We start from the raw sequence: 22,819 nt of genomic DNA on the forward strand, positions 1-22,819 counted from the left end.
ATTCTCACACCGTCAGGCGCGCTCCCCACGGGGTTCATCGACAGAAGCGCCCGCCGCACACAATGCGCGGTGACGCACGATGAGCCGGCGCAAGCGGCCCTGCGCGCCGGCATGGAGCGCGTCAAAATGGTCGGCAGCCGCCAGCAAGGCGGGCAGCGTGTGGGCTGCGACCGAAGGTTGGCGGGCTACCAGGCCCATCGCATGCTCACGGTCAAAGCGCGGCCCCCAGACCAGAGACATCAGCTCATCATGAGGCTCCGGCATCCCCGACAGCAGCGCAGGCCCGTGCACACGAACGCCCTGGGCGAGGCGGTGGATAGGTTCCAGCGTGGGTGACATGCAATGCTCCCTGCCCTTTAGCCGCGGGCCATCCAGCCCTTGCGCCGCTGCATCAGCTCACGCACTTTTTGCTGTTGGTCTGGGTTCAGACTGTCATAGAAGTCAGCCATCGCGTTGACCACTGCCGGGCTGTGGGCCTGCACCGCGCGCGTCTTGTCTTCAAGCAACGACTGCGCCCGCGCCCGGTCAAACTTGTCGCCCGCGACAATGGCCTGCACCTCGGCACGGGGGTCTGCCGTCTTGCCGATGAACGCCGCGCGCTGGGCCTCCAGCTGATCGGCCAGCGCATTGAGTTTGGTCTTTTGCGCCTCGTTCAGGTCAAGCTTGCTGCTCACCCGGTCCACCATCTTGCCGCGCACTTCGGCCATCTTTTCCGCAGTCATCGGACCGCGCTGATGGTGCCCGCTAGAGCAGGCCGTCAGCCCACCCACCGCAATGGACACACCAAAAATGCCCATCAGCGTTTTCTTGATCCAGGGTTTCATGATGCAGTCCTTTCAAAGACGGTATGGAACATGACCCTGATGGTGCCCGCGGCGGCCTGGAACGTGGTCTCGACCCAGTTTCGGTTTATTTCATTTTGTTTCTTGGGCGGCGTTGGCGAAAGAGGCTGGCGGGTCGCCTATTTTGCGGATGCCAATATGTGGGCTCGCTTTGTCTGGTGTTTCCCGTGCGAAGCCGAGACACGCAGCACTGCACATTGACGCGGAGAGGCTGAATCACGGCTTTCCATGGCGGAAGCAGCAGCGGGCATGAGCGGATCAAGCGGATACCGCGAAAAGCCTCGCTCGGACGCTCAAAACCGTAAAAAAGGAAAAACCCCCAACCGTGACCGGTTGGGGGTTTTTATTTGGTGGAGCTGGCGGGAATTGAACCCGCGTCCGCAAGCCTTCGTCAGGCAGATCTACATGTTTAGCGGTCTGATTTGGATCTCGCTACCCATGTCGCGCAGTCGCACGCTACATGGGCCGCCAGCACCCTATTTTCTCGCCTCCACCCAAGGTACCCGGATGGAAGCCAGCCCATGTAATTATCCTTGCAGCCGGGAGGCCCTGATTGCTCAGAACCCCCTTGCCCAGCCCATCGGCCAACTGTTGCAAGGCTCACTGGCAATTAAGCAGCGAGTGCGAAACGTTCGTCGTTTGCAGTTAGTTTGTTAAATCGAGATTTACGAGCGTGACTCAAGCTCGACATGCACCACACTGATCCCGAACCCACGTCGAAACCAGGACAGCCCCTAGGCTTTCTATTTTAGGCGCTCACGAGCAATTGCAAGAGCTCACCAGGAGATTTAATTGCGGCGTGTGCGCCCCACTCCGAAGGATCGGTCCTCGCGCCCAAGTAGCCGTAGGTGGCGGCCACTGTGCCCATGCCCGCTGCCAAGCCCGCCACGATGTCCCGCTCGTCGTCGCCCACGTAGATGCAGTGTTCAGGAGCCACACGCAAACGTGCAGCCGCCTCCAGCAAAGGGGCAGGATGCGGCTTGGCGTGCGGCGTAGTGTCACCACTGATCACGGCCGAAGCGGTGGCAAACAGCGGGATGGCCTGAGTGAGCGGGTCAGTAAAGCGTGCAGCCTTGTTGGTGACCACGCCCCATGCCATGTTGCGACCAAGAATCTGGCGAACCAATTCAGGCACACCGTCAATAATGGTGGTCTGCTCGGACATGCGGGACTCGTAGTTCACAAAAAACTCTTCACGCATAACGGCAAAGTCAGGGTGATCTGGGCCCATGCCAAAGGCCTCTGCCAGCATGCCGCGAGCCCCGGCACCCGCCATGGGGCGGTATCGGGCGGGAGGTAGCGAAGGCAGGCCTCGGTCGGTGCGCATCTTGTCTGCGGCCGCGCCGAGGTCTGGGGCGCTGTCGATCAAAGTTCCATCCAGATCAAACAGAACTGCGCGAATGCCATGAAAAACGGTAGCCATATCAGCCCGGACGACGCGTCGCAAACAGGTAATTGACGCTGGTGTTGGCACTGAGCCAATAGCGACGCGTGAGGGGGTTGTATTCCAGTCCCTTGGTTTGCAGCACATCCAGGCCTGCACTGCGGCAATGCCCCGCCAGCTCACTGGGACGGATCATCTTGGCGTATTCGTGGGTGCCGCGCGGCAGCATATTGAGCACGTATTCCGCCCCCACGATGGCCAGCATGAAGGCTTTGGCGTTGCGATTGATGGTGGAGAAGAACACCCAGCCACCGGGTTTGACCAAGGTGGCGCAAGCACGAACCACCGAGGCAGGATCCGGCACATGTTCGAGCATCTCCATGCAGGTCACCACATCAAAACCAGCAGGCTGTTCGGCGGCCATCGCCTCGGCGCTGATTTCACGGTATTGCACATTTTGCGTGCCCGCCTCCAAGGCGTGCAGTTGCGCCACGCGCAGCGCTTTGGTTGCCAAATCAATGCCAAGCACATCCGCACCCTTGCGCGCCATGGAGTCGGCCAGAATGCCCCCGCCACAGCCCACATCCAGCACACGTTTGCCGGTCAAGGCGCTCAGCCCATGAATCCAGTCAAGCCGCAGCGGGTTGATCTGATGCAATGGACGAAATTCACTGTCAGGGTCCCACCACCGATGGGCCAATTCTGAAAACTTGGCCAGTTCGGCCGGATCTGCATTGACGGTTTCGATCATGTCGCTGATTGTCCATGAAGGGAGCACGCGAAAAGCCCCAGACGCAAAAAAGCCCCGCAAGCGGGGCTTTTTTGTGCAGCAATCCGAAGATTACTGAGCGGCGCGGGTACCGACCACTTCGATTTCCACGCGACGGTTCTTCGCACGGCCTTCGGCAGTCTTGTTGTCGGCCACGGGCTGCTTTTCGCCCTTGCCTTCGGTGTACACGCGGTTCTTTTCGATGCCCTTGGACACCAAGTAAGCCTTCACGGCTTCAGAACGACGCACCGACAGCTTCTGGTTGTAAGCATCGGAGCCGACGGAGTCAGTGTGACCCACGGCAATGATCACTTCCAGGTTGATACCCTTGACCTTGGAGACCAGGTCGTCCAGCTTGGCCTTGCCTTCTGGCTTGAGCACCGACTTGTCGAAGTCGAAGAAGGCGTCAGCAGCGTAGGTCACCTTAGTGGCAACGGCGGGGGCTGGTGCGGGTGCGGGTGCAGGAGCGGCAGCGGGTGCTGGAGCAGCAGCAGGAGCTGGTGCAGCGGCAGGTGCGGGAGCAGCGATTGCGCCGTCGCAGCCAGGAGCTGCCGTAGCAGGCGTCCAGTTGGCATCGCGCCAGCAGTATTCGTTGGTACCGTTCTTCCAGACCAGTTGGCCAGAAGCATCGCGCCAGTTGTCAACGGTTTGTGCGCCAGCGGCGGTTGCGAGCGCTGCAGAGGCAAACAACATCGCCACTTTGTTCAGTTTCTTCATGGTTCTCCTCTTGGGGAAAAAGCCGCAGCCGCGCTGCGAATCAGGACGCCTAGGGTGACCACCACCCTAAGCGTTCAAACGATTGTGCCATACGTAACAGGGCAAAAGCTGTGCACGCCGTTCGGGGCCCGTAGGACAAAACCTGAATTGCTTCGATATGTTGCGTCGTCGCTACACGGTCTTACGCCTAAAATGGCTCTCCTTTGCCGCCTCCGCCGTCCCAATGACCCAGTTTGCCAAAGAAACCCTGCCGATCAGCCTTGAAGAAGAGATGCGGCGCAGTTACCTCGATTACGCGATGAGCGTGATCGTGGGTCGTGCACTGCCCGACGCGCGCGATGGCCTGAAGCCCGTGCACCGTCGCGTTCTGTATGCGATGCATGAGCTCAACAACGACTGGAACCGACCTTATAAAAAATCGGCCCGTATCGTTGGCGACGTGATTGGTAAATACCACCCGCATGGCGACTCGGCGGTGTACGACACCATTGTGCGGATGGCGCAGGATTTTTCGCTGCGTCACATGCTGGTAGACGGACAGGGTAATTTCGGATCGGTGGACGGCGACAACGCTGCGGCCATGCGGTACACCGAAATCCGTCTGGCCAAAATCGCGCACGAAATGCTGGGCGATATTGACAAGGAAACGGTCGATTTCGGCCCCAACTACGACGGCAGCGAAAAAGAACCATTGGTATTGCCCAGCAAGCTGCCCAACCTGCTGGTGAATGGGTCGGCTGGTATTGCGGTGGGTATGGCCACCAATATCCCGCCCCACAACCTCAACGAAGTGGTCGATGCCTGTTTGCACATGCTGCGCAATCCGGAGGCGACCATTGACGAGTTGATGGAGATCATTCCGGCGCCCGACTTTCCTACGGCCGGCATCATCTATGGCATCAATGGCGTGAAGGACGGCTACCGCACTGGGCGCGGCAAGGTGGTCATGCGCGCCAAGTGCCACTTCGAGGACATCGACCGTGGCCAGCGCCAGGCAATCATCGTGGACGAGCTGCCCTACCAGGTCAACAAGAAGACGCTGCAGGAGCGCATGGCCGAGCTGGTGCACGAAAAGAAGATCGAAGGCATCAGCCACATTCAGGACGAGTCGGACAAATCCGGCATGCGCCTGGTGATCGAACTCAAGCGCGGTGAAGTGCCCGAGGTGGTGCTCAACAACCTGTACAAGCAGACGCAACTGCAGGACACGTTCGGCATGAACATGGTGGCGCTGATTGATGGCCAGCCCCGCCTGTGCAACCTGAAGGATCTGATCAGCGTCTTCCTGCAGCACCGCCGCGAAGTGGTGACTCGCCGCACGGTGTTCGAGCTGCGCAAGGCACGCGACCGTGGCCATGTGCTGGAAGGCCTCGCCGTAGCGCTGGCCAATATCGACGATTTCATCGCCATTATCCGCAACGCCCCAACGCCCCCAGTGGCCAAGGCAGAGCTGATGACCCGCTCATGGGACAGCAAGCTCGTGCGCGAGATGCTGACGCGCACACGCGCCGATGGCGGCGTAGTCAACGCTGACGACTACCGCCCCGAAGGCCTGGAAAAAGAATTCGGCATGGGCCAGGACGGCCTGTACCGACTGTCCGAAACGCAGGCCCAGGAAATCCTGCAGATGCGCCTGCAACGCCTGACGGGGCTGGAGCAGGACAAGATCGTGGCCGAGTACAAGGAAGTCATGGCGGTCATCGAAGACCTGCTGGACATCCTGGCCAAGCCCGAGCGCGTGTCAGTCATCATCGGCGACGAGCTCACCTCCATCAAGCAGGAGTTCGGCCAGCACAAGCTGGGCGCACGCCGCTCGATCGTTGAATACAGTGCGCAGGACCTCTCCACCGAAGACCTGATCACCCCCACCGATATGGTGGTCACGCTCAGCCACACCGGCTACATCAAGAGCCAGCCGCTGTCCGAATACCGCGCCCAGAAGCGTGGCGGGCGCGGCAAGCAGGCCACGGCGACCAAGGAAGACGACTGGATCGACCAGCTCTTCATCGCCAACACACACGACTACATCCTGTGCTTCTCCAACCGTGGCCGCCTGTATTGGCTCAAGGTGTGGGAAGTGCCAGCAGGCTCGCGCGGCTCGCGTGGTCGCCCCATCGTCAACATGTTCCCCCTGCAGGACGGCGAGAAGATCAACGTGGTGCTGCCGCTCACGGGCGACATGCGCAGCTTCCCGGCCGACCGTTTCGTGTTCATGGCGACTAGCATGGGCACCGTGAAAAAGACTGCGCTGGACGAGTTCAGCAACCCCCGCAAGGGCGGCATCATCGCCGTGAACCTGGATGACGGTGACTACCTGATCGGCGCAGCCCTCACCGATGGCAAGCACGATGTGATGCTGTTCAGCGACGGTGGCAAGGCCGTACGCTTTGATGAGAACGACGTGCGTCCGCTGGGCCGAGCAGCGCGTGGTGTGCGCGGCATGATGCTGGAGGACGGCCAGAGCGTGATCGCCATGCTGGTCGCCGAAGACGAAACGCAGAGCGTGCTGACCGCCACCGAGAACGGCTACGGCAAGCGCACCAGCATCGTCGAGTACACCCGTCATGGTCGTGGCACCAAGGGCATGATCGCCATCCAGCAGAGCGAGCGCAACGGCAAGGTCGTTGCGGCCACGCTGGTGCACGCGGACGACGAGATCATGCTGATCACCGACAAGGGCGTGCTGGTGCGTACCCGCGTGAGCGAGATTCGCGAGCTGGGCCGTGCCACGCAGGGCGTGACGCTGATCGCACTGGACGAGGGCTCCAAACTCAGCGGCTTGCAGCGCATTGTGGAGAACGATGCCAATGTGACGGATGCAGAAGCCGATGGGGACGCAGGCCCAGACAGCGGCGGTGCATCCTCCGCCCCCGAAGCTCCCGACGCCTGACCACCGCAGGGCGTGAAGACGCCCCGCAAACGCTATCAAAAGCGAAGCATCAGGCGCTTATTGAATAAGCGCCTGATGCATTTTTAGCCCTGAACATGACACGCCCTTACAACTTCTCCGCTGGCCCCGCCGCCATCCCCTCCGAAGTCCTGGAACAAGCCGCCGCCGAGATGCTGGACTGGCACGGCAGTGGCATGGGCGTGATGGAGATGAGCCACCGCGGCAAGGAGTTTCAGTCCATCTACGAAAAGGCAGAAGCCGACCTGCGCGAGCTGCTGGCCGTGCCGTCGCATTTCAAGATCCTCTTCATGCAAGGCGGTGGCTTGGCCGAAAACGCCATCGTTCCGCTCAACCTGTCGCGCGCAGGTGTGGTCGATTTTGTGGTGACCGGCAGCTGGAGCCAAAAATCGCAAAAGGAAGCACGCAAATACGCCTCCGAAGTCAACATCGTCGCCACGGGCGAAGACACGGGCTTTACCACCGTTCCAGACCCAGCCTCCTGGACGGTGAGCCGGGGCGCGAGCTACCTGCACCTGTGTAGCAATGAAACCATCAACGGCATCGAGTTCCACCAGTTGCCCGACCTCAAGGCGCTGGGCAGCGATGCGCCGCTGGTGATCGATTTCTCCTCGCACGTGGCCTCGCGGCCCGTGGACTGGAGCCGCGTGGGTCTTGCCTTTGGCGGAGCGCAAAAGAACCTGGGGCCCGCAGGCCTCACGCTGGTGATCGTGCGCGACGACCTTCTGGGCCATGCCCTGCCCGCCTGCCCCAGCGCTTTCGACTACAAAATCGTGGCCGACAACCAGTCGATGTACAACACGCCGCCCACCTGGGGCATCTACGTCGCCGGGCTGACCTTCCAGTGGCTCAAGCGCCAGACCGAAGGCAGCCTGACCGGCGTGGCCGCCATGGAGCAGCGCAACATTGCCAAGGCCACGCTGCTGTACAACGCCATCGACCAATCGCAGCTGTACGTCAACAAGGTGGCGGCCAACTGCCGCTCGCGCATGAACGTCCCGTTCTTCCTGCGTGACGAAAGCCGTAACGACGCCTTCCTGGCCGGCGCCAAGGAGCGCGGGCTGCTGCAGCTCAAAGGCCACAAGTCCGTGGGAGGCATGCGCGCCAGCATCTACAACGCCATGCCATTGGCGGGCGTGCAGGCGCTGGTGGACTACATGCGAGAATTTGAGCAAAAGCACGCCTGAGCGCGCACCCCACACGACAGCAACAAAAAAACGGCTCCCAGAGCACGCACCGCTACCCCACCGTCCATGAACAATCCGCAAGCCTCACCCGACCTCGCCAGCCTGCGCGTGCAAATCGACAGCATCGACCAGCAACTGCTCACGCTGCTGAACCAGAGGGCGCTGGTGGCCGAACAGGTGGGCGAGGTCAAAAAGCGCGAAGGCACGCCTTTCTTCCGCCCCGACCGCGTGGCTCAGGTCATCGAGAAAATCACCCATGCCAATCCCGGCCCGCTCAAGGGTCCGCATGTGGCCGCCATCTGGCGCGAAATCATGTCCGCCTGCCTGGCGCTCGAATCGCCCCAGCGCGTGGCGGTGCTCGGCCCGGAGGGGACATTCTGCGAACAGGCCGCGATTGAATTCTTCGGCGGAGCGGCCGACCTGATGTACTGCGCCAACTTTGACGAGGTATTCCACGCCACGGCGGCGGGCAGCGCGCAGTACGGCGTGGTGGGCGTGGAGAACTCCACCGAGGGTGTGGTCACCCGCTCGCTCGACCTGTTCCTGCACACCCCGACGCATGTGGTGGGCGAGGTCAGCCTGCTGGTGCGCCACAACCTGCTGCGCACCAGCAATTCGCTGGACGGCATCGAAGTGGTGCTGGCCCACCCGCAGGCACTGGCCCAATGCCAGGCCTGGTTGTCCAAGCACCTGCCGCATGCCGAGCGCCGCCCGGTGTCCAGCAACGCCGAAGGCGCGCGACTGGCCACCACCAACTCTGCCTGGGCGGCCCTGTCCAGCGAGCGTGCCGCCACCCAGTTCGGCCTGCACATCGTCTCCCATGCCATCCAGGACGACGCGTACAACCGCACGCGTTTCGCCATCATCTGCCTGCCACACACGCTGCAGACACCGCCTCCATCCGGCAAGGACTGCACCAGCCTGGTGGTCTCGGTGCCCAACCGGCCCGGCGCTGTGCATGACTTGCTGGTGCCGCTCAAGACGCACGGTGTGTCCATGACGCGCTTTGAGTCGCGCCCAGCCCGCACCGGCCAGTGGGAGTACTACTTCTACATTGATCTCGACGGTCACCCCGCCCAGCCCCATGTGGCACGGGCGCTGGAAGAACTGCGCAGCCTGTGCGCGTTCTACAAGGTCCTGGGGACCTACCCTGTCTCGTCATAAGGAGCCGTCGCCATGTTCGAACAATTGGGGCTGATCGGCTGCGGACTCATGGGAGGCTCGTTCGCCTTGGCCATGAAGAAGGCCGGGTTGGTCAAGCGCGTGGTGGGGTACAGCAAGTCGCCCTCCACCACCGACCGCGCCCGCCAGCTGGGCGTGATCGACGTCGAGGCACCCTCTGCCCTGCTGGCCGTGGCAGGCGCAGACATTGTGTTGGTGGCAGTCCCCGTGGCGGCTACCGAAGCCACCCTCAAGGCCATCAAGCACCTTGTCACCCCCCAGATGCTGATCATGGATGTGGGTTCCACCAAGTCCGATGTGGTGCAGGCCGCGCAGCGCTCGCTACGCGACCAAGTGGGCTCCTTCGTGCCAGCGCACCCCATCACGGGGCGAGAAGTGTCGGGCGTGGAACACGCGGAGGCCGACCTCTACAGCGGGCGCCAGGTGATCCTGACTCCCACCGAACGCACCCTCACCGCCCAGTTGCAGGACGCCGAAAAGATCTGGACGGCACTGGGTTGCCGCGTGACCAGCATGTCGCCGGAGTCACACGACGCGGCCTTTGCCGCCGTCAGCCACCTGCCCCATTTGCTGGCGTTTGCGATGATGAACAGCATCACCGGCCAGACGCACGGTGACGACTTTCTGTCCCTCGCAGGCCCCGGGTTCCGCGACTTCACCCGCATTGCCGCCAGCGATCCCAAAGTGTGGCGCGACATCCTGCTGTCCAACCGCGACGAGCTGATTGCCCAATCCAAGCTGTTCCAGCAGGCCCTGCGCAACATCGAGCAGGCCATGGAAAAAGGCAATGCCCAGGCGCTCGAAGACATGCTATCCTTGGCCAGCGAAACCCGGGCGCATTGGCGCATGGGCGCGAAGCGGAAGTAACCCCCTGAGTCGCCTGCGGCGCCTTCCCCCCAGGGGGACGCCACCCGTGGCCTGGCAAAGCCAGCTACACGGTGGCACTGGCCTTTGACGCGCCAGTTGCGGCGGGCACTTGCGCAAATGGACGAAAGACACTGATGTACAGCACCGCATTCCTCGATCTCCCCCCTTTGCAAGCCGCTGCGGGTGAAGTCCACCTGCCGGGTTCCAAGAGCATCTCCAACCGCGTGCTGCTGCTGGCAGCGCTGAGCAACGGCACCACCACCGTGCACGACCTGCTGGCGTCCGACGACACGCGCGTGATGCTGGACGCCCTGCGCCAGATCGGGTGCACGGTGGATGAAGCGGGCAGCACGGTGCACATCACCGGCCTGGGTGGCAGCGTGCCCCAATCCCCCGCCAAGCTGTTCTTGGGCAATGCGGCCACGGCCATGCGCCCACTCACGGCGGCGCTGGCGCTGCTAGGCGGCGAGTTCGAGCTGTCTGGCGTGCCGCGCATGCACGAGCGCCCCATTGGCGATCTCATCGATGCGCTGCGCCAATTGGGCTGCCAGATCGACTACCTGGGCAACGACGGCTACCCGCCGCTCAAAATCGCCCATGGCCAAGGCGTGCCTGCACTGGCACTGGCAGAGCCCATCCGCGTACGTGGCGACGTGTCCAGCCAGTTCCTCACTGCGCTGCTCATGGCGCTGCCGCTGGCGGCGGGCACGCAGGCCATCGTGATCGAGGTGGTCGGTGAGCTGATCTCCAAGCCCTACATCGCCATCACGCTGCAACTGCTGGCACGCTTTGGCATTGTGGTCGAGCACCAGAACTGGCAGCGTTTCACCATCCCGGCAGGCAGCCGCTACCAGTCGCCCGGCAGCATCCATGTGGAGGCAGACGCCTCATCCGCTAGCTATTTCATAGCGCTTGGCGCAATTACTTCTAGCACTAGCGGCCAAAAAGGCATCAAGATTCAGGGTGTGGGCCTGGATTCGATCCAGGGCGACATCCGTTTTGTCGAAGCGGCCCGGGCCATGGGCGCGGTGGTCACGGGCGGCCCCAACTGGCTGCAGATCGAACGCGGTGCCTGGCCACTGAAGGCCATCGACCTGGACTGCAACCACATCCCCGACGCCGCCATGACGCTGGCAGTGATGGCGCTGTATGCCCAAGGCACCACCACGCTGACCAACATCGCCAGCTGGCGCGTGAAGGAAACCGACCGCATCGCCGCCATGGCCACCGAGCTGCCCAAGCTCGGCGCCACGGTGGAGGAAGGCGCGGACTATATCCGCGTCACGCCCCCAGCCCAGGTCACCGACTGGAAGGCTGCCAGCATCCACACCTACGACGACCACCGCGTGGCCATGTGCTTCTCGCTGGCCGCATTCAATCCGGCGGGTCTGCCGGTGCGCATCGAAGACCCCAAGTGCGTGGCAAAGACCTTCCCGGACTACTTCGAGGCCCTGTTCTCGGTCGCTCAGGTCGAGACCGCCCACATCCCGGTGATCTGCATCGACGGCCCCACGGCCTCGGGCAAGGGTACGGTGGCTGCGGCGGTGGCGCAGCGGCTGGGCTACCGCTTTTTGGACTCCGGCGCGATGTACCGCATCACCGCCCTGGCCGCGCTGCGGGCAGGTTTGGCCATAGACGCTGACCACGAAGCCCGTATCGCCACCCTGGCACAGACACTGCCGGTGCGGTTTGAGGGCGGCAAGGTGTGGCTGGGCAGCGACGACGTGACCGAAGCCATCCGCACCGAAGAAGCCGGCATGAACGCCTCGCGGGTGTCCGCCTTGCCCGCCGTGCGCACTGCGCTGGTCGATCTGCAGCACAGCTTTCAGCGCCTGCCGGGGCTGGTGGCCGACGGGCGCGACATGGGCACCGTGATCTTCCCCGAGGCTCCCTTGAAGGTGTATCTCACGGCCAGCGCCGCCTGCCGCGCAGAGCGCCGTTATAAGCAGTTGATTTCTAAGGGTTTTTCGGCTAGTATCGAAGACCTTCGTGCGGATCTGGAAGCGCGCGACGCCCGGGACAGTTCCCGCAGCGTTGCACCTCTCAAGCCCGCGCAGGACGCTCTGGTCCTGGACAACTCCGATTTGACGATTGAACAAGCCGTCGAACAGGTGTTGGCCTGGTGGCAGGAGCGTCAGCCCTTCGCAGCTTCTGCGCAGCGCTGACAACGTGGAGCCCTCGGGCTCCAGGCAGTGCCGAAAGGCCTTGCCACAGGCCCACGCAGCCCCTCTCGCGCGTCAGCGCACAGGTTGTGTGGATCGATAACCTAACCCGCGGCTCTGCCGCAAAAAACCACCGCAAGCAGCTATAAAAACGGTAGCAATGGTGCTACCGGAATCCTGTTTGTGGCAAGGAAACACATGTCCGAATCTTTTGCCGCCCTTTTTGAAGAATCCTTGCAGCGCACGGAAATGCGCCCAGGCGAAGTCATCACCGCTGAAGTCGTGCGCGTCGAGCACAACTTCGTGGTCGTGAACGCTGGCCTCAAGTCCGAAGCCTACGTGCCGCTGGAAGAGTTCAAGAACGACAAGGGCGAAGTCGAAGTCCAAGTGGGTGACTTCGTCTCGGTGGCCATTGGCTCCATCGAAAACGGCTACGGCGACACCATCCTGTCGCGCGACACCGCCAAGCGTCTGGCCTCCTGGATGAGCCTGGAAAAGGCCCTGGAATCCGGCGAATTCGTCACCGGCACCACGTCCGGCAAGGTCAAGGGCGGTCTGACCGTTCTGGTCAATGGCATCCGCGCATTCCTGCCCGGTTCGCTGATCGATACCCGTCCGATCAAGGATCTGACGCCGTACGAAAACAAGACCATGGAATTCAAGGTCATCAAGCTGGACCGCAAGCGCAACAACGTGGTGCTGAGCCGCCGCGCTGTGGTGGAAGCCTCCATGGGCGAAGAACGCGCCAAGCTGATGGAAACCCTGAAGGAAGGCTCCATCGTTCAAGGCGTGGTCAAGAACATCACCGAATACGGTGCGTTCGTTGACCTGGGCGGCATCGACGGCCTGCTGCACATCACCGACATGGCATGGCGCCGCGTGCGTCACCCCTCCGAAGTGGTGACCGCTGGCCAGGAAATCACGGCCAAGATCCTGAAGTTCGACACCGAAAAGAACCGCGTGTCCCTGGGTCTGAAGCAAATGGGCGACGACCCATGGATGGGCGTGAACCGCCGCTACCCCCAAGGCACCCGCCTGTTCGGCAAGATCACGAACATTGCCGACTACGGCGCGTTCGTCGAACTCGAACCCGGCATCGAAGGCCTGGTGCACGTCTCTGAAATGGACTGGACCAACAAGAACATCGCTCCCGCCAAGCTGGTTTCGCTGGGCGACGAAGTCGAAGTCATGGTTCTGGAAATCGATGAAGACAAGCGCCGCATCAGCCTGGGCATGAAGCAGTGCAAGGCCAACCCATGGCAAGAATTCGCACAGGACACGAAGCGCGGCGACCGCGTGAAGGGTCCGATCAAGTCGATCACCGACTTCGGCGTGTTCGTGGGCCTGGCTGCAGGCATCGACGGCCTGGTGCACCTGTCTGACCTGTCGTGGAACGAACCCGGCGAAGCCGCTGTTCGCAACTACAAGAAGGGCCAGGAAGTCGAAGCGATCGTGCTGGCCGTGGACGTGGACCGCGAACGCATCTCGCTGGGCATCAAGCAGCTCGACGGCGACCCATTCACGACCTTCGTGACCGTGAACGACAAGGGTCAGACGGTGACCGGCAAGGTCAAGACCGTGGACGCCCGTGGCGCTGAAATCGACCTCGGCGAAGACATCGTGGGCTACCTGCGCGCTTCGGAAATCTCCCGCGACCGCGTGGAAGATGCCCGCAACGTGCTGAAGGAAGGCGACGAAGTCACGGCCGTGGTGGTGAACGTGGATCGCAAGACCCGCAACATCCAGCTGTCGATCAAGCAGAAGGACATGGCTGACGAACAAGGCGCCATGGCCAACCTGAGCCAGCAATCGAGCCGCGAAAGCGCCGGCACGACCAGCCTGGGCGCCCTGCTGCGCGCCAAGCTGGACAACTCGGAAAAGTAAAGCGCTGACCCGTTAAACGGTCAGACAGCGGGCGCCTCGGCGCCCGCTCTTTTTTCAGCCAAGACTGACTGCCTATGTCCCAAGATTCCATGACCCGCTCAGACCTCGTCGAAGAACTGGCCGCCCGTTTCGGTCAGCTCACCCATCGGGATGCCGAATACGCCGTCAAGACCATTCTGGACGCCGTGGGCGAGGCCCTGGTGCGCGGGCACCGCATCGAGATCCGGGGCTTTGGCAGCTTCTCGGTCAACCACCGCCCTCCCCGCATGGGCCGCAATCCGCGCAGCGGCGAGGCTGTGGCCATTCCTGAAAAGCGTGTGCCCCATTTCAAGCCAGGCAAAGCCCTGCGCGAAGCCGTGGACAAACGCACGGCCGAAATGGAAGAAAAGGCCCCGCCTGCCACAGGTACCCTGGGCAACTGATATTAAATTGATAGCAGCAAGCGTATGATTCACTAGCGCCTGCTGCCGTTTTGGCTTGTATTGGCCTCCGTACAGCAATGCGCAGGCCTAATGCGCCAAGCTCTTAGAATCGCCCCACCACTGGGGAGACCGATGAAATACCTCCTGTGGCTGCTCAAGGCAGCCATTTTTTTTACGCTCTTCGCCTTCGCGCTGAACAACCAGCAGGACGCGACCGTGCATTTCTTCTTTGGCACGCAATGGCGCGCGCCGCTGGTGCTGGTGGTGCTGACCGCGTTCGCCGCAGGTCTGGTCGTCGGGGCCTTGGGCATGGTGCCGCGCTGGTGGCGCCACCGCAATGCCGCACGCCGCGCCCAGGCCGCAGTCGTTGTGGCACCTGCGCCCGCAGCGCCTCCCGCCGCCAGCGCCACCCCAGCAGTGCCCCCACCACCTCCTGACCTGCCCTCGATCCATGGAATTTGACCTGAGCTGGATACTGCTGGGCTTACCGCTGGCCTTTGTGCTGGGCTGGCTGGCGTCGCGGTTCGATCTGCGCCAGTTGCGCGCCGAAAACCGCCGCGCGCCCAAGGCCTACTTCAAGGGCCTGAACTTCCTGCTCAACGAACAGCAGGACCAGGCCATCGACGCCTTCATCGAGGCCGTGCAGAACGACCCCGACACCTCCGAGCTGCACTTCGCCCTGGGCAATCTGTTTCGCCGCCGGGGCGAATACGACCGCGCTGTGCGGGTGCATGAGCATCTGCTCTCGCGCGGCGACCTCTCCCGCACCGACCGCGAGCGCGCCCAGCATGCGCTGGCCCTTGACTTCCTGAAAGCGGGGCTGCTTGACCGCGCCGAAGACGCGCTGCAGCGCCTTGAGGGCACCCCATTCGAGGCCCAGGCCCGCCTGGCGCTGCTGGCCATTTACGAGCGCTCGCGCGACTGGCCCCATGCCGCCAGCATTGCCCGCAAGATGCACGCCGCCGACCAGGGCGACTTCAGCACGAGGCAGGCGCACTACCTGTGCGAGCAGGCCTTGGCGCTGATCGCGCAGGGCGACCTGCCCGGCGCCCAGGCCCTGCTGGACCAAGCCGTGGCTGCCGCCCCCGAGGCAGCGCGCGCACGCATCGAACTGGCTCGCCTGCAGCGCCTGATGGGTCAGCCGGCTGCCGTGCTGTCCACGCTCAAGTCGCTGGGCGAGCGCAACCCCGCTGCGCTTCCCCTGGCCGCCCCGCTGATGGTCGAAGCCGCAACAGCCACCGGCCGCACCCCCGAAGTCCACGCCCTGCTGCAGGCCCACTATGCGCAAGCGCCTTCGCTGGACGTGCTGGAAAGTATCGTGGCGATGGAAGCTGCCGACGAGGCCACCCGCTCGTCTGCCCGCCAGCGCTATGTGGAACACCTGGACAAGGAACGCTCCCTGGTCGCTGCTGCCAAATGGCTGGCCACCGAAAAGCTGGAACACGAAGAATTCCACCCCCAGGTCCAACGTGCGCTGGACCATGCCGTCAAACCCCTGACCCGCTACCGCTGCGCGGCCTGCGGTTTTGAAGCGCGCCAGCATTTCTGGCAATGCCCCGGCTGCCAGACCTGGGACAGCTACCCGGCGCGACGGGTCGAAGAACTCTAAGAGCCGTCCCCCTCAACACCCTAAGCTCCTTGCCATGCTGAAAAAACTGCTGACCCTGCTGGTTGCCACCCTGCTCGCTACCGCCGCCTGGGCCGCCGTGGACGTGAACACCGCTACCGAGGCTGAACTCGACGGCATCAAGGGCATCGGCCCCGGCCTGTCGGGGCGCATCTTGCAGGAGCGACAGAACGCTCCGTTCAAAGACTGGGCCGACTTCATCGGCCGTGTGGGTGGCGTGGGCAACAAGAGTGCCGTCAACTTCTCCAAAGAGGGCCTGACCGTCAACGGCAAGAAGTACAGCGCGGCAGCTGCAGCCAAGGCAGAAGCTAAAAACAATAAGAAGCACAGCAGCCGCCACGCAGCAGACCGCAAAGCCCGTGGCAGCGCTGACAAGGAGTCCGCAACGGCAACCACGCCAGCCACACCACCTGCCACGGCGACGGCGGCACCGGCAGCGCCCGCCCCAGCAACAGGCGCTAGCAAAAACTAAGCACGCTTCACAAGCAGCAAGCCCGCTCCAGCGGGCTTGTTTTTTTGTGGCATCGCGTGCGCATCGGCAAGGGCTGGACAGGGTTTTTAGGAGCTACCCCTAAAATCATCTGCGCATGCCCCTGATCACGCTCATCCTTCTCCCCTTCATCGGCAGCCTGCTGGCAGCGGTTCTGCCATCCAACGCCCGCAATACCGAGTCCACCCTGGCGGGACTTATCGCCGTGTTCTGCACAGCCCAGGCGGCGCTGTACTTCCCGGAGATTGCGGACGGCGGCGTGATCCGGCAAGAGCTGGCCTGGCTGCCCGCGCTGGGTCTGAACCTCGTGATCCGCATGGATGGCTTTGCGTGGATGTTCTGCATGCTGGTGCTGGGCGTGGGCAGCCTGGTGGTGCTGTACGCGCGCTATTACATGTCGCCCGCAGACCCAGTGCCGCGCTTCTTCTCATTCTTCCTGGCTTTCATGGGCGCGATGGCGGGCGTAGTGCTGTCGGGCAACATCATCCAGATCGCGTTCTTCTGGGAGCTGACCAGCCTGTTCTCCTTCCTGCTGATCGGCTACTGGCACCACCGCAAGGATGCCCGGCGTGGCGCACGCATGGCTCTGACGGTGACCGGTACAGGCGGCCTAGCCATGCTGGCGGGCATGCTGGTGCTGGGCCACATCGTGGGCAGCTACGACCTGGACCATGTGCTGGTGGCGGGGCAGCTCATCCAGAACCATCCGCTCTACACCACAGCACTCGTCCTGATTTTGCTGGGCGCGCTGACCAAAAGCGCGCAGTTCCCGTTCCACTTCTGGCTGCCCAACGCCATGGCCGCGCCCACGCCCGTGTCGGCGTACCTGCACTCGGCCACCATGGTCAAGGCGGGCGTGTTTCTGCTGGCGCGCCTGTGGCCGGCGTTGGCGGGCACCGAGCAGTGGTTCTGGCTGGTAGGTGGCGCGGGCCTGGCCACGCTGCTGGTGGGCGGCTATGCAGCCATGTTCCAGAACGACCTCAAGGGGCTGCTGGCGTACTCGACCATCTCGCACCTGGGTCTCATCACCCTGCTGCTGGGCCTGAACAGCCCGCTGGCCGCCGTCGCAGCGGTCTTTCACATCATGAACCATGCGACCTTCAAGGCCTCGCTATTCATGGCCGTGGGCATCGTGGACCATGAAAGCGGCACGCGTGACATACGCCGCCTGTCGGGCCTGCGCACCATGATGCCGATCACCGCCACCCTGGCCATGGTGGCCAGTGCAGCCATGGCGGGCGTGCCGCTGCTCAATGGCTTCCTGTCCAAGGAAATGTTCTTTGCCGAGACGGTGTACGTGAACACCACGCCATTGCTCGAATGGCTGCTGCCGGTGGCCGCCACGGTGGCCGGCATGTTCAGCGTGGCGTATTCGCTGCGCTTCACGGTGGACGTGTTCTTTGGCCCGCCCGCCACCGACCTGCCGCGCCCGCCCCACGAGCCGCCGCACTGGATGCGCGTGCCGGTCGAACTGCTGGTGCTGGCCTGCTTGGTGGTGGGCACGCTCCCTGCATGGTCGGTGGGGGCTTACCTAGCCGCCGCCGCACGGCCCGTGGTGGGTGGCGAACTGCCCACCTACAGCCTTGCGGTCTGGCATGGCTTCAACACACCCTTTGTGATGAGCCTGGTCGCTTTGGGCGGGGGTATTGCGCTCTACGCCCTGCTGCGCTGGCAGCGCGAAAAGGGCGCCATCGATGCCCCTCCGGTCATGCGCCGCATCAGCGGCCAGCGGGCCTTTGAGGCCACGCTGGCCCTGCTCAGCCTGATGGGCCGCAACGGCCGCCGCCTGCTGGGCACCGGTCGCCTGCAGTGGCAGATGCTGTGGCTGGTGTGCGCCGCGCTGGTGGCGGGCACCCTGCCCCTGTGGGCGCGGGGCCTGCCGATTGGCGACCGGGTGCAGTTGCCGCTGTCACCGGCCTTTGCGCTGCTGTGGCTGCTGGGCGCCGTGTGCGCCGTCGCGGCAGCATGGCAGGCCAAATACCACCGGCTGGCCGCCCTGACGCTGCTCGGTGGCTCCGGGCTGTGCGTGTGCCTGACCTTCCTGTGGTTCTCGGCCCCCGACCTGGCGCTCACACAGATCGTGGTGGAGGTGGTGACCACCATCCTCATCCTGCTCGGCCTGCGCTGGCTGCCGCGGCGTGACGAGAGCCTGCGCGTGCCCACCCTGGCCGAAGAGCGCCGCACCCAGCTGCGCCGCTACCGCGACATGGCGTTGACGCTGGCTGCGGGCGGCGGCATGGCGCTGCTGTCGTTCGCGATGATGAGCCGCCCCTTTCCCGACAGCACCTCCACCTTCTTCCTGGAGCGCGCACTCACCGAAGGGGGTGGCACCAACGTGGTCAACGTGATGCTGGTGGACTTCCGGGGTTTTGACACTTTTGGCGAGATCGTGGTGCTGGGCATCGTGGCGCTCACGGTGTATGCGCTGCTGCGGCGCTTCCGCCCCGCGCGTGAGGTGATGGATCTGCCGCCCCAGCAGCGCGCACTGCCCGCCGATGTGGACACCGACCTGGCAAACCCGCGCCAGACCGCTGACACCGCCGTGGGCTACCTCATGGTGCCCGCCGTGCTGGTGCGGCTGATGCTGCCCTTTGCCACGCTGGTGGCGGTCTATCTGTTCATGCGCGGCCACAACGAGCCCGGCGGCGGCTTTGTGGCGGGGCTGGTGTTCTCGGTGGCCCTGCTCCTGCAGTACATCGTGTCGGGCACGTCCTGGGTCGAGGCCCACCTGCCGCTGTACCCAAGGCGCTGGATTGGCGTGGGCCTGCTCGCCGCACTGGCCACGGGCCTGGGCGCATTGGCCTGGGGCTATCCGTTTTTGACCAGCCACACGGCGCATTTTTCGCTGCCCGTGGTGGGTGAGATCCATGTGGCCAGCGCACTGTTCTTCGACATCGGCGTGTTCACCCTGGTGGTGGGCTCCACCATGCTCATCCTCACCGGCATTGCCCACCAGTCGGTGCGCAGCCACCGCTACAACAACGCACGCGCGGCCGAAGAAGCCCAGGCCGCCGCCACACCAGGAGAAGGCCCATGGAACTGATACTGGCCTTGGCCATTGGTGTGCTCACCGGATCCGGCGTCTGGCTGCTGCTGCGGCCGCGTACCTTCCAGGTCATCATGGGCCTGTCGCTGCTGTCGTACGCCGTCAACCTGTTCATCTTCAGCATGGGCCGCCTGGGCCTCGCGATTGACAAGGAGCCCGTGCTGCAGCCCGGGGTGCCGCAAGACCTGGCCCACTATGCCGACCCCATGCCCCAGGCGCTCACTCTCACGGCCATCGTGATCGGCTTTGCCATGACCGCGCTCTTCCTGGTGGTGCTGCTGGCATCGCGTGGCATGGCCGGCACCGACCATGTGGACGGCACCAAGGGTAAAGACGTGCAGGAAATGCCATGACGGGAGGCATGAGCATCACCGCATCGATCACCGCGTGGCTGATGCCGCACCTGATCCTTGCGCCCATTGCACTGCCCCTGCTCACGGCCGGGCTCATGCTGCTGCTGCGCGAAGAGCGCCAGCGCACCAAGGTCACGCTCAACATCACCTCGACCCTGGTGGGCCTGGTGGTGGCCGTGCTGCTGCTGGTGCAGGCCAAGGAGCCCAGCGTGCAGACCAGCCTAGGCGTGTACCTGCCGGGCAACTGGCCCGCGCCGTTCGGCATCGTGCTGGTCATCGACCGCCTGTCGGCCATGATGCTGGTGCTGACCAGCACGGTGGCGCTGGCCACGGTGCTGTTCTCGGCCGCGCGCTGGCACCGGGCGGGCGTGCACTTTCACCCGCTGTTCCAGTTCCAGCTCATGGGGCTGGCCGGGGCGTTTCTCACGGCCGACCTGTTCAACCTGTTCGTGTTCTTCGAGATCATGCTGGCGGCGTCCTATGGGCTGCTGCTGCACGGCTCGGGCCGCCCGCGCGTGTCGGCGGGGCTGCACTACATCGCCATCAACCTCGCGGCGTCGTCGCTGTTCCTCATTGGGGTGTCGATGCTCTACGGCATCACCGGCACGCTCAACATGGCCGACCTGGCACAGAGCATTGCGGGTGTGGCCGTGGCAGACCGGGGGCTGTTGCATGCGGCCGCCGGCATTCTGGCGGTGGCGTTCCTCATCAAGGCCGCCGTGTGGCCGCTCAACTTCTGGCTGGTGCCGGCCTACAGTGCGGCCACTGCGCCTGTGGGTGCCCTGTTTGCGCTCATGACCAAAGTGGGCGTGTACAGCGTGCTGCGGCTGTGGACGCTGCTGTTTGGCGCCGAGGCGGGTGAATCCGCGCTGTTTGGCAGCCAGTGGCTCATTGGCGGCGGCATGCTGACCATGGCGTTTGGTGCCATTGGCATGCTGGGATCGCAGCGCCTGGGGCATCTGGCCGGGTTCAGCGCCGTGTTGTCATCGGGCACGCTGCTGGCCGCTGTGGGCTTCGGGCAAAACCTGCTCACCAGCGGGCTGCTGTACTACCTGCTCAGCTCCACGCTGGCTGTGAGTGCATTGTTCCTGCTCACCGACCTGATTGACCGCTGGCGCAATGACGGAGCCAACCTCGCGCCGTACGAGCAGACCGACGACGCGCCCTTTCTGTCGGCCGACCTGGTGCCCACGGAGGGCATGAACCTGGACGACAAGGAACAGGCGCTGATCGGCCAGGTCATCCCTGCCGCTGCGGCCTTTTTGGGCCTGGCGTTCATGGCCTGCACGCTCGTGATTGCAGGTCTGCCGCCCTTGCCCGGCTTTGTAGGCAAATTCGCCATGGTCCATGCACTCCTCAACCCGCTGGGGCTGGGCGCGGCGCAGGGCTTCCGCCTGGGCGCTGCGGGCTGGACGCTGGTGGCGCTGCTGGTGGGCTCGGGGCTGCTGGCACTGCTGGCGCTCACGCGCGCGGGCATTCGCCATTTCTGGTCGGCCCAGGGCCGGGCTTCCCCGCAACTGCTGGTGCTGGAGGGACTGCCCATTGCCCTGCTGCTGTTGGCGTGTGTGGCGCTGGTGTGGCAAGCCGGTGCAGTGATGCGCTACACCCAGGCCACGGCCGATGCCCTGCATGCGCCCGGCACCTACGTGCGTGCGGTGATGACCGCGGCGCCCGTCGCACCTTCGCCTGCAGCAGCGCCTGAAACCCTGCCACCGGGGAGCAAGCCATGACCCAACCAGGCCCATCGACGGCATCCAACGCCCCAGCCGTTCCCCCGCGCCCCGGTCTGTTGCGGCGCCTGGTGCCCGCCCCGCTGCTCTCGCTGGCGTTGCTGGGCCTGTGGCTGCTGCTCAACCGCAGCCTGAGTGCAGGTCACCTGGTACTGGGCTCCGTGCTGGCACTGGCCATCCCGCTGCTGACAGCCGGGCTGCGCCCGCTGCCGGTGCGCATTCGCAAGCCAGGCACCGTCTTGCGCTTGGCACTCACGGTGGTGGCAGATACCACCCGGTCCAACCTGGCCGTGGCCCGCCTGCTGCTGGCGCCCGGCCGCAGGCGCCACCCGGCGGGCTTTGTGCACATCCCGCTGGACGTGCGGGACCCCAACGCACTGGCCGTGCTGGCGATGATCGTGTGCATCACGCCCGGTACCGCCTGGGCCGAGATTTCGCTGGACCGCAGCATGCTGCTGCTGCACGTGCTGGAGCTGGACGACCCCGCCACGGTAATCGCTGAGGTGAAGCAGCGCTACGAGGCCCCCTTGATGGAGATTTTTGAATGACCCCCGTGCTGGACTGGGCCCTGCCGGCCGCCCTGCTGATGCTCGCGCTGGCCATGGGCTGTGCGTTGATCCGACTGCTCAAGGGCCCGTCCGCGCAAGACCGTGTGCTGGCGCTGGACTGCATGTACCTGAGCGGCATGCTGGTGATGCTGGTGCTGGGGCTGCTCTACGGCAGCAAGAACTACTTCGAGGCCGCGCTGCTGCTGGCGCTGTTCAGCTTTGTCGGCTCCATGGCCATGGCCAAGTTTTTGCTGCGCGGCGAGGTGATCGAATGACCGACGCTGCCACCACCGTCACGGCGGTTCTTCCGCTGTGGCTGGAGATCATCGTGGCCGTGCTGGTGCTGGCCGGTGCCGCGCTGGCCCTGCTGGGCTCCATCGGGTTGCTGCGGCTGCCCACGTTTTTTGAACGGGTACACGCCCCCTCCATCATCGCCACGCTGGGCTGCTGGCTGATCATGCACGGCACGGTGCTGTACTTCTCGGTGGCCGATAGCAGCCTGGCCCTCCATGCGCTGCTGATTGCCGTGTTCGTGGCGATCACGGTGCCCATCATGTCGATTTTTCTGATGCGTGCGGCGTTGTTCCGCGCCCGCCAGGCTGGGCGTGATGTGCCACCCAGCCTGAGCCAGCCCAAGGTGGATGGCGGCACAGAAGCCAAAGACTCCTGATCACTTACCCTTGATCAATTACTCCTGATTT

Annotated in this window: 21 protein-coding genes and 1 other RNA gene; 16 read left to right on the plus strand and 6 right to left on the minus strand. The window is 64.0% G+C overall.

Features of this window, described 5'->3' with window-relative positions:
• Window positions 1–12: 12 nt before the first annotated feature.
• From ACT531_RS06350 to ompA, 6 genes are all read right to left on the minus strand, one after another.
• Window positions 13–339, minus strand: a complete 327-nt coding sequence (locus ACT531_RS06350) for a hypothetical protein (protein WP_060986352.1) — start codon at window positions 337–339, stop codon at window positions 13–15.
• 17 nt (window positions 340–356) lie between these two features.
• Window positions 357–824 carry a Spy/CpxP family protein refolding chaperone gene (locus ACT531_RS06355; RefSeq protein WP_291442587.1) on the minus strand — a complete coding sequence of 156 codons (468 nt, stop codon included), beginning with the start codon at window positions 822–824 and terminating at the stop codon, window positions 357–359.
• A gap of 366 nt (window positions 825–1,190) precedes the next feature.
• Window positions 1,191–1,577: a transfer-messenger RNA gene (gene ssrA, locus ACT531_RS06360) on the minus strand.
• Window positions 1,578–1,590: 13 nt separating this feature from the next.
• Window positions 1,591–2,265: an HAD family hydrolase gene (locus tag ACT531_RS06365; RefSeq protein WP_476016875.1), complete on the minus strand. Its 675-nt coding sequence runs from the start codon at window positions 2,263–2,265 to the stop codon at window positions 1,591–1,593.
• 1 nt (window position 2,266) lies between these two features.
• Window positions 2,267–2,977 carry a bifunctional 2-polyprenyl-6-hydroxyphenol methylase/3-demethylubiquinol 3-O-methyltransferase UbiG gene (gene ubiG / locus ACT531_RS06370; RefSeq protein WP_209820171.1) on the minus strand — a complete coding sequence of 237 codons (711 nt, stop codon included), beginning with the start codon at window positions 2,975–2,977 and terminating at the stop codon, window positions 2,267–2,269.
• A 90-nt stretch (window positions 2,978–3,067) separates the two neighbouring features.
• The gene (ompA, locus tag ACT531_RS06375; RefSeq protein WP_015014428.1) at window positions 3,068–3,712 is read right to left on the minus strand and encodes an outer membrane protein OmpA; all 645 of its coding nucleotides are present in this window, start codon (window positions 3,710–3,712) and stop codon (window positions 3,068–3,070) included.
• Window positions 3,713–3,935: 223 nt separating this feature from the next.
• On the opposite strand from ompA, the gene gyrA reads away from it, so the two are divergent.
• The 16 genes from gyrA to mnhG all read left to right on the plus strand — a co-directional run bounded on the left by gyrA (window position 3,936) and on the right by mnhG (window position 22,788).
• Window positions 3,936–6,602 (plus strand): DNA gyrase subunit A, encoded by a 2,667-nt coding sequence (gyrA, locus tag ACT531_RS06380; protein ID WP_476016876.1) that lies wholly within the window; start codon window positions 3,936–3,938, stop codon window positions 6,600–6,602.
• A 95-nt stretch (window positions 6,603–6,697) separates the two neighbouring features.
• A complete protein-coding gene (gene serC / locus ACT531_RS06385; protein ID WP_476016877.1) occupies window positions 6,698–7,807 on the plus strand; it encodes a 3-phosphoserine/phosphohydroxythreonine transaminase in 1,110 nt (369 codons plus the stop codon).
• Between the two features lie 66 nt (window positions 7,808–7,873).
• Window positions 7,874–8,971 (plus strand): prephenate dehydratase, encoded by a 1,098-nt coding sequence (pheA, locus tag ACT531_RS06390; RefSeq protein WP_476016878.1) that lies wholly within the window; start codon window positions 7,874–7,876, stop codon window positions 8,969–8,971.
• A gap of 12 nt (window positions 8,972–8,983) precedes the next feature.
• Window positions 8,984–9,856 carry a prephenate dehydrogenase gene (locus ACT531_RS06395; protein WP_099730468.1) on the plus strand — a complete coding sequence of 291 codons (873 nt, stop codon included), beginning with the start codon at window positions 8,984–8,986 and terminating at the stop codon, window positions 9,854–9,856.
• Between the two features lie 134 nt (window positions 9,857–9,990).
• The gene (locus ACT531_RS06400; RefSeq protein WP_476016879.1) at window positions 9,991–12,021 is read left to right on the plus strand and encodes a bifunctional 3-phosphoshikimate 1-carboxyvinyltransferase/cytidylate kinase; all 2,031 of its coding nucleotides are present in this window, start codon (window positions 9,991–9,993) and stop codon (window positions 12,019–12,021) included.
• A gap of 195 nt (window positions 12,022–12,216) precedes the next feature.
• Window positions 12,217–13,902 carry a 30S ribosomal protein S1 gene (rpsA, locus tag ACT531_RS06405; protein WP_056063647.1) on the plus strand — a complete coding sequence of 562 codons (1,686 nt, stop codon included), beginning with the start codon at window positions 12,217–12,219 and terminating at the stop codon, window positions 13,900–13,902.
• A gap of 89 nt (window positions 13,903–13,991) precedes the next feature.
• A complete protein-coding gene (locus ACT531_RS06410; RefSeq protein ID WP_056065071.1) occupies window positions 13,992–14,324 on the plus strand; it encodes an integration host factor subunit beta in 333 nt (110 codons plus the stop codon).
• A gap of 132 nt (window positions 14,325–14,456) precedes the next feature.
• Complete coding sequence (locus ACT531_RS06415) at window positions 14,457–14,786, plus strand: LapA family protein (protein ID WP_015014436.1); 330 nt, start codon at window positions 14,457–14,459, stop codon at window positions 14,784–14,786.
• A complete protein-coding gene (gene lapB / locus ACT531_RS06420) occupies window positions 14,776–15,933 on the plus strand; it encodes a lipopolysaccharide assembly protein LapB (RefSeq protein WP_291442561.1) in 1,158 nt (385 codons plus the stop codon). The genes ACT531_RS06415 and lapB overlap by 11 nt, the downstream gene beginning before the upstream one ends.
• Before the next feature lie 34 nt (window positions 15,934–15,967).
• Entirely contained in the window at window positions 15,968–16,423 is a 456-nt protein-coding gene (locus tag ACT531_RS06425; RefSeq protein WP_291442559.1) for a ComEA family DNA-binding protein, read from the plus strand.
• Window positions 16,424–16,538: 115 nt separating this feature from the next.
• Window positions 16,539–19,484 carry a monovalent cation/H+ antiporter subunit A gene (locus ACT531_RS06430; RefSeq protein ID WP_476016880.1) on the plus strand — a complete coding sequence of 982 codons (2,946 nt, stop codon included), beginning with the start codon at window positions 16,539–16,541 and terminating at the stop codon, window positions 19,482–19,484.
• Window positions 19,475–19,840 carry a Na+/H+ antiporter subunit C gene (locus ACT531_RS06435; protein WP_015014440.1) on the plus strand — a complete coding sequence of 122 codons (366 nt, stop codon included), beginning with the start codon at window positions 19,475–19,477 and terminating at the stop codon, window positions 19,838–19,840. The genes ACT531_RS06430 and ACT531_RS06435 overlap by 10 nt, the downstream gene beginning before the upstream one ends.
• Before the next feature lie 8 nt (window positions 19,841–19,848).
• A complete protein-coding gene (locus ACT531_RS06440; RefSeq protein WP_209820179.1) occupies window positions 19,849–21,570 on the plus strand; it encodes a monovalent cation/H+ antiporter subunit D in 1,722 nt (573 codons plus the stop codon).
• Window positions 21,571–21,626: 56 nt separating this feature from the next.
• Window positions 21,627–22,118 (plus strand): Na+/H+ antiporter subunit E, encoded by a 492-nt coding sequence (locus ACT531_RS06445; protein WP_110961973.1) that lies wholly within the window; start codon window positions 21,627–21,629, stop codon window positions 22,116–22,118.
• On the plus strand, window positions 22,115–22,393 hold the full coding sequence (locus ACT531_RS06450; RefSeq protein WP_056063664.1) for a K+/H+ antiporter subunit F: 279 nt from the start codon (window positions 22,115–22,117) through the stop codon (window positions 22,391–22,393). Before ACT531_RS06445 ends, ACT531_RS06450 begins: the two co-directional genes overlap by 4 nt.
• Window positions 22,390–22,788, plus strand: a complete 399-nt coding sequence (gene mnhG / locus ACT531_RS06455; protein WP_110961963.1) for a monovalent cation/H(+) antiporter subunit G — start codon at window positions 22,390–22,392, stop codon at window positions 22,786–22,788. Before ACT531_RS06450 ends, mnhG begins: the two co-directional genes overlap by 4 nt.
• Window positions 22,789–22,819 lie beyond the last annotated feature (31 nt).

The organism is Acidovorax sp. DMC1 (assembly GCF_056314325.1).

Excerpts from the sequence above, each read along its gene's own strand:
- ACT531_RS06350 (WP_060986352.1), bottom strand. The coding sequence starts at position 339 with ATGTCACCCACGCTGGAACCTATCCACCGCCTCGCCCAGGGCGTTCGT.
- ACT531_RS06355 (WP_291442587.1), bottom strand. The coding sequence starts at position 824 with ATGAAACCCTGGATCAAGAAAACGCTGATGGGCATTTTTGGTGTGTCC.
- ACT531_RS06365 (WP_476016875.1), bottom strand. The coding sequence starts at position 2,265 with ATGGCTACCGTTTTTCATGGCATTCGCGCAGTTCTGTTTGATCTGGAT.
- ubiG (WP_209820171.1), bottom strand. The coding sequence starts at position 2,977 with ATGATCGAAACCGTCAATGCAGATCCGGCCGAACTGGCCAAGTTTTCA.
- ompA (WP_015014428.1), bottom strand. The coding sequence starts at position 3,712 with ATGAAGAAACTGAACAAAGTGGCGATGTTGTTTGCCTCTGCAGCGCTC.
- gyrA (WP_476016876.1), top strand. The coding sequence starts at position 3,936 with ATGACCCAGTTTGCCAAAGAAACCCTGCCGATCAGCCTTGAAGAAGAG.
- serC (WP_476016877.1), top strand. The coding sequence starts at position 6,698 with ATGACACGCCCTTACAACTTCTCCGCTGGCCCCGCCGCCATCCCCTCC.
- pheA (WP_476016878.1), top strand. The coding sequence starts at position 7,874 with ATGAACAATCCGCAAGCCTCACCCGACCTCGCCAGCCTGCGCGTGCAA.
- ACT531_RS06395 (WP_099730468.1), top strand. The coding sequence starts at position 8,984 with ATGTTCGAACAATTGGGGCTGATCGGCTGCGGACTCATGGGAGGCTCG.
- ACT531_RS06400 (WP_476016879.1), top strand. The coding sequence starts at position 9,991 with ATGTACAGCACCGCATTCCTCGATCTCCCCCCTTTGCAAGCCGCTGCG.
- rpsA (WP_056063647.1), top strand. The coding sequence starts at position 12,217 with ATGTCCGAATCTTTTGCCGCCCTTTTTGAAGAATCCTTGCAGCGCACG.
- ACT531_RS06410 (WP_056065071.1), top strand. The coding sequence starts at position 13,992 with ATGACCCGCTCAGACCTCGTCGAAGAACTGGCCGCCCGTTTCGGTCAG.
- ACT531_RS06415 (WP_015014436.1), top strand. The coding sequence starts at position 14,457 with ATGAAATACCTCCTGTGGCTGCTCAAGGCAGCCATTTTTTTTACGCTC.
- lapB (WP_291442561.1), top strand. The coding sequence starts at position 14,776 with ATGGAATTTGACCTGAGCTGGATACTGCTGGGCTTACCGCTGGCCTTT.
- ACT531_RS06425 (WP_291442559.1), top strand. The coding sequence starts at position 15,968 with ATGCTGAAAAAACTGCTGACCCTGCTGGTTGCCACCCTGCTCGCTACC.
- ACT531_RS06430 (WP_476016880.1), top strand. The coding sequence starts at position 16,539 with ATGCCCCTGATCACGCTCATCCTTCTCCCCTTCATCGGCAGCCTGCTG.
- ACT531_RS06435 (WP_015014440.1), top strand. The coding sequence starts at position 19,475 with ATGGAACTGATACTGGCCTTGGCCATTGGTGTGCTCACCGGATCCGGC.
- ACT531_RS06440 (WP_209820179.1), top strand. The coding sequence starts at position 19,849 with ATGAGCATCACCGCATCGATCACCGCGTGGCTGATGCCGCACCTGATC.
- ACT531_RS06450 (WP_056063664.1), top strand. The coding sequence starts at position 22,115 with ATGACCCCCGTGCTGGACTGGGCCCTGCCGGCCGCCCTGCTGATGCTC.
- mnhG (WP_110961963.1), top strand. The coding sequence starts at position 22,390 with ATGACCGACGCTGCCACCACCGTCACGGCGGTTCTTCCGCTGTGGCTG.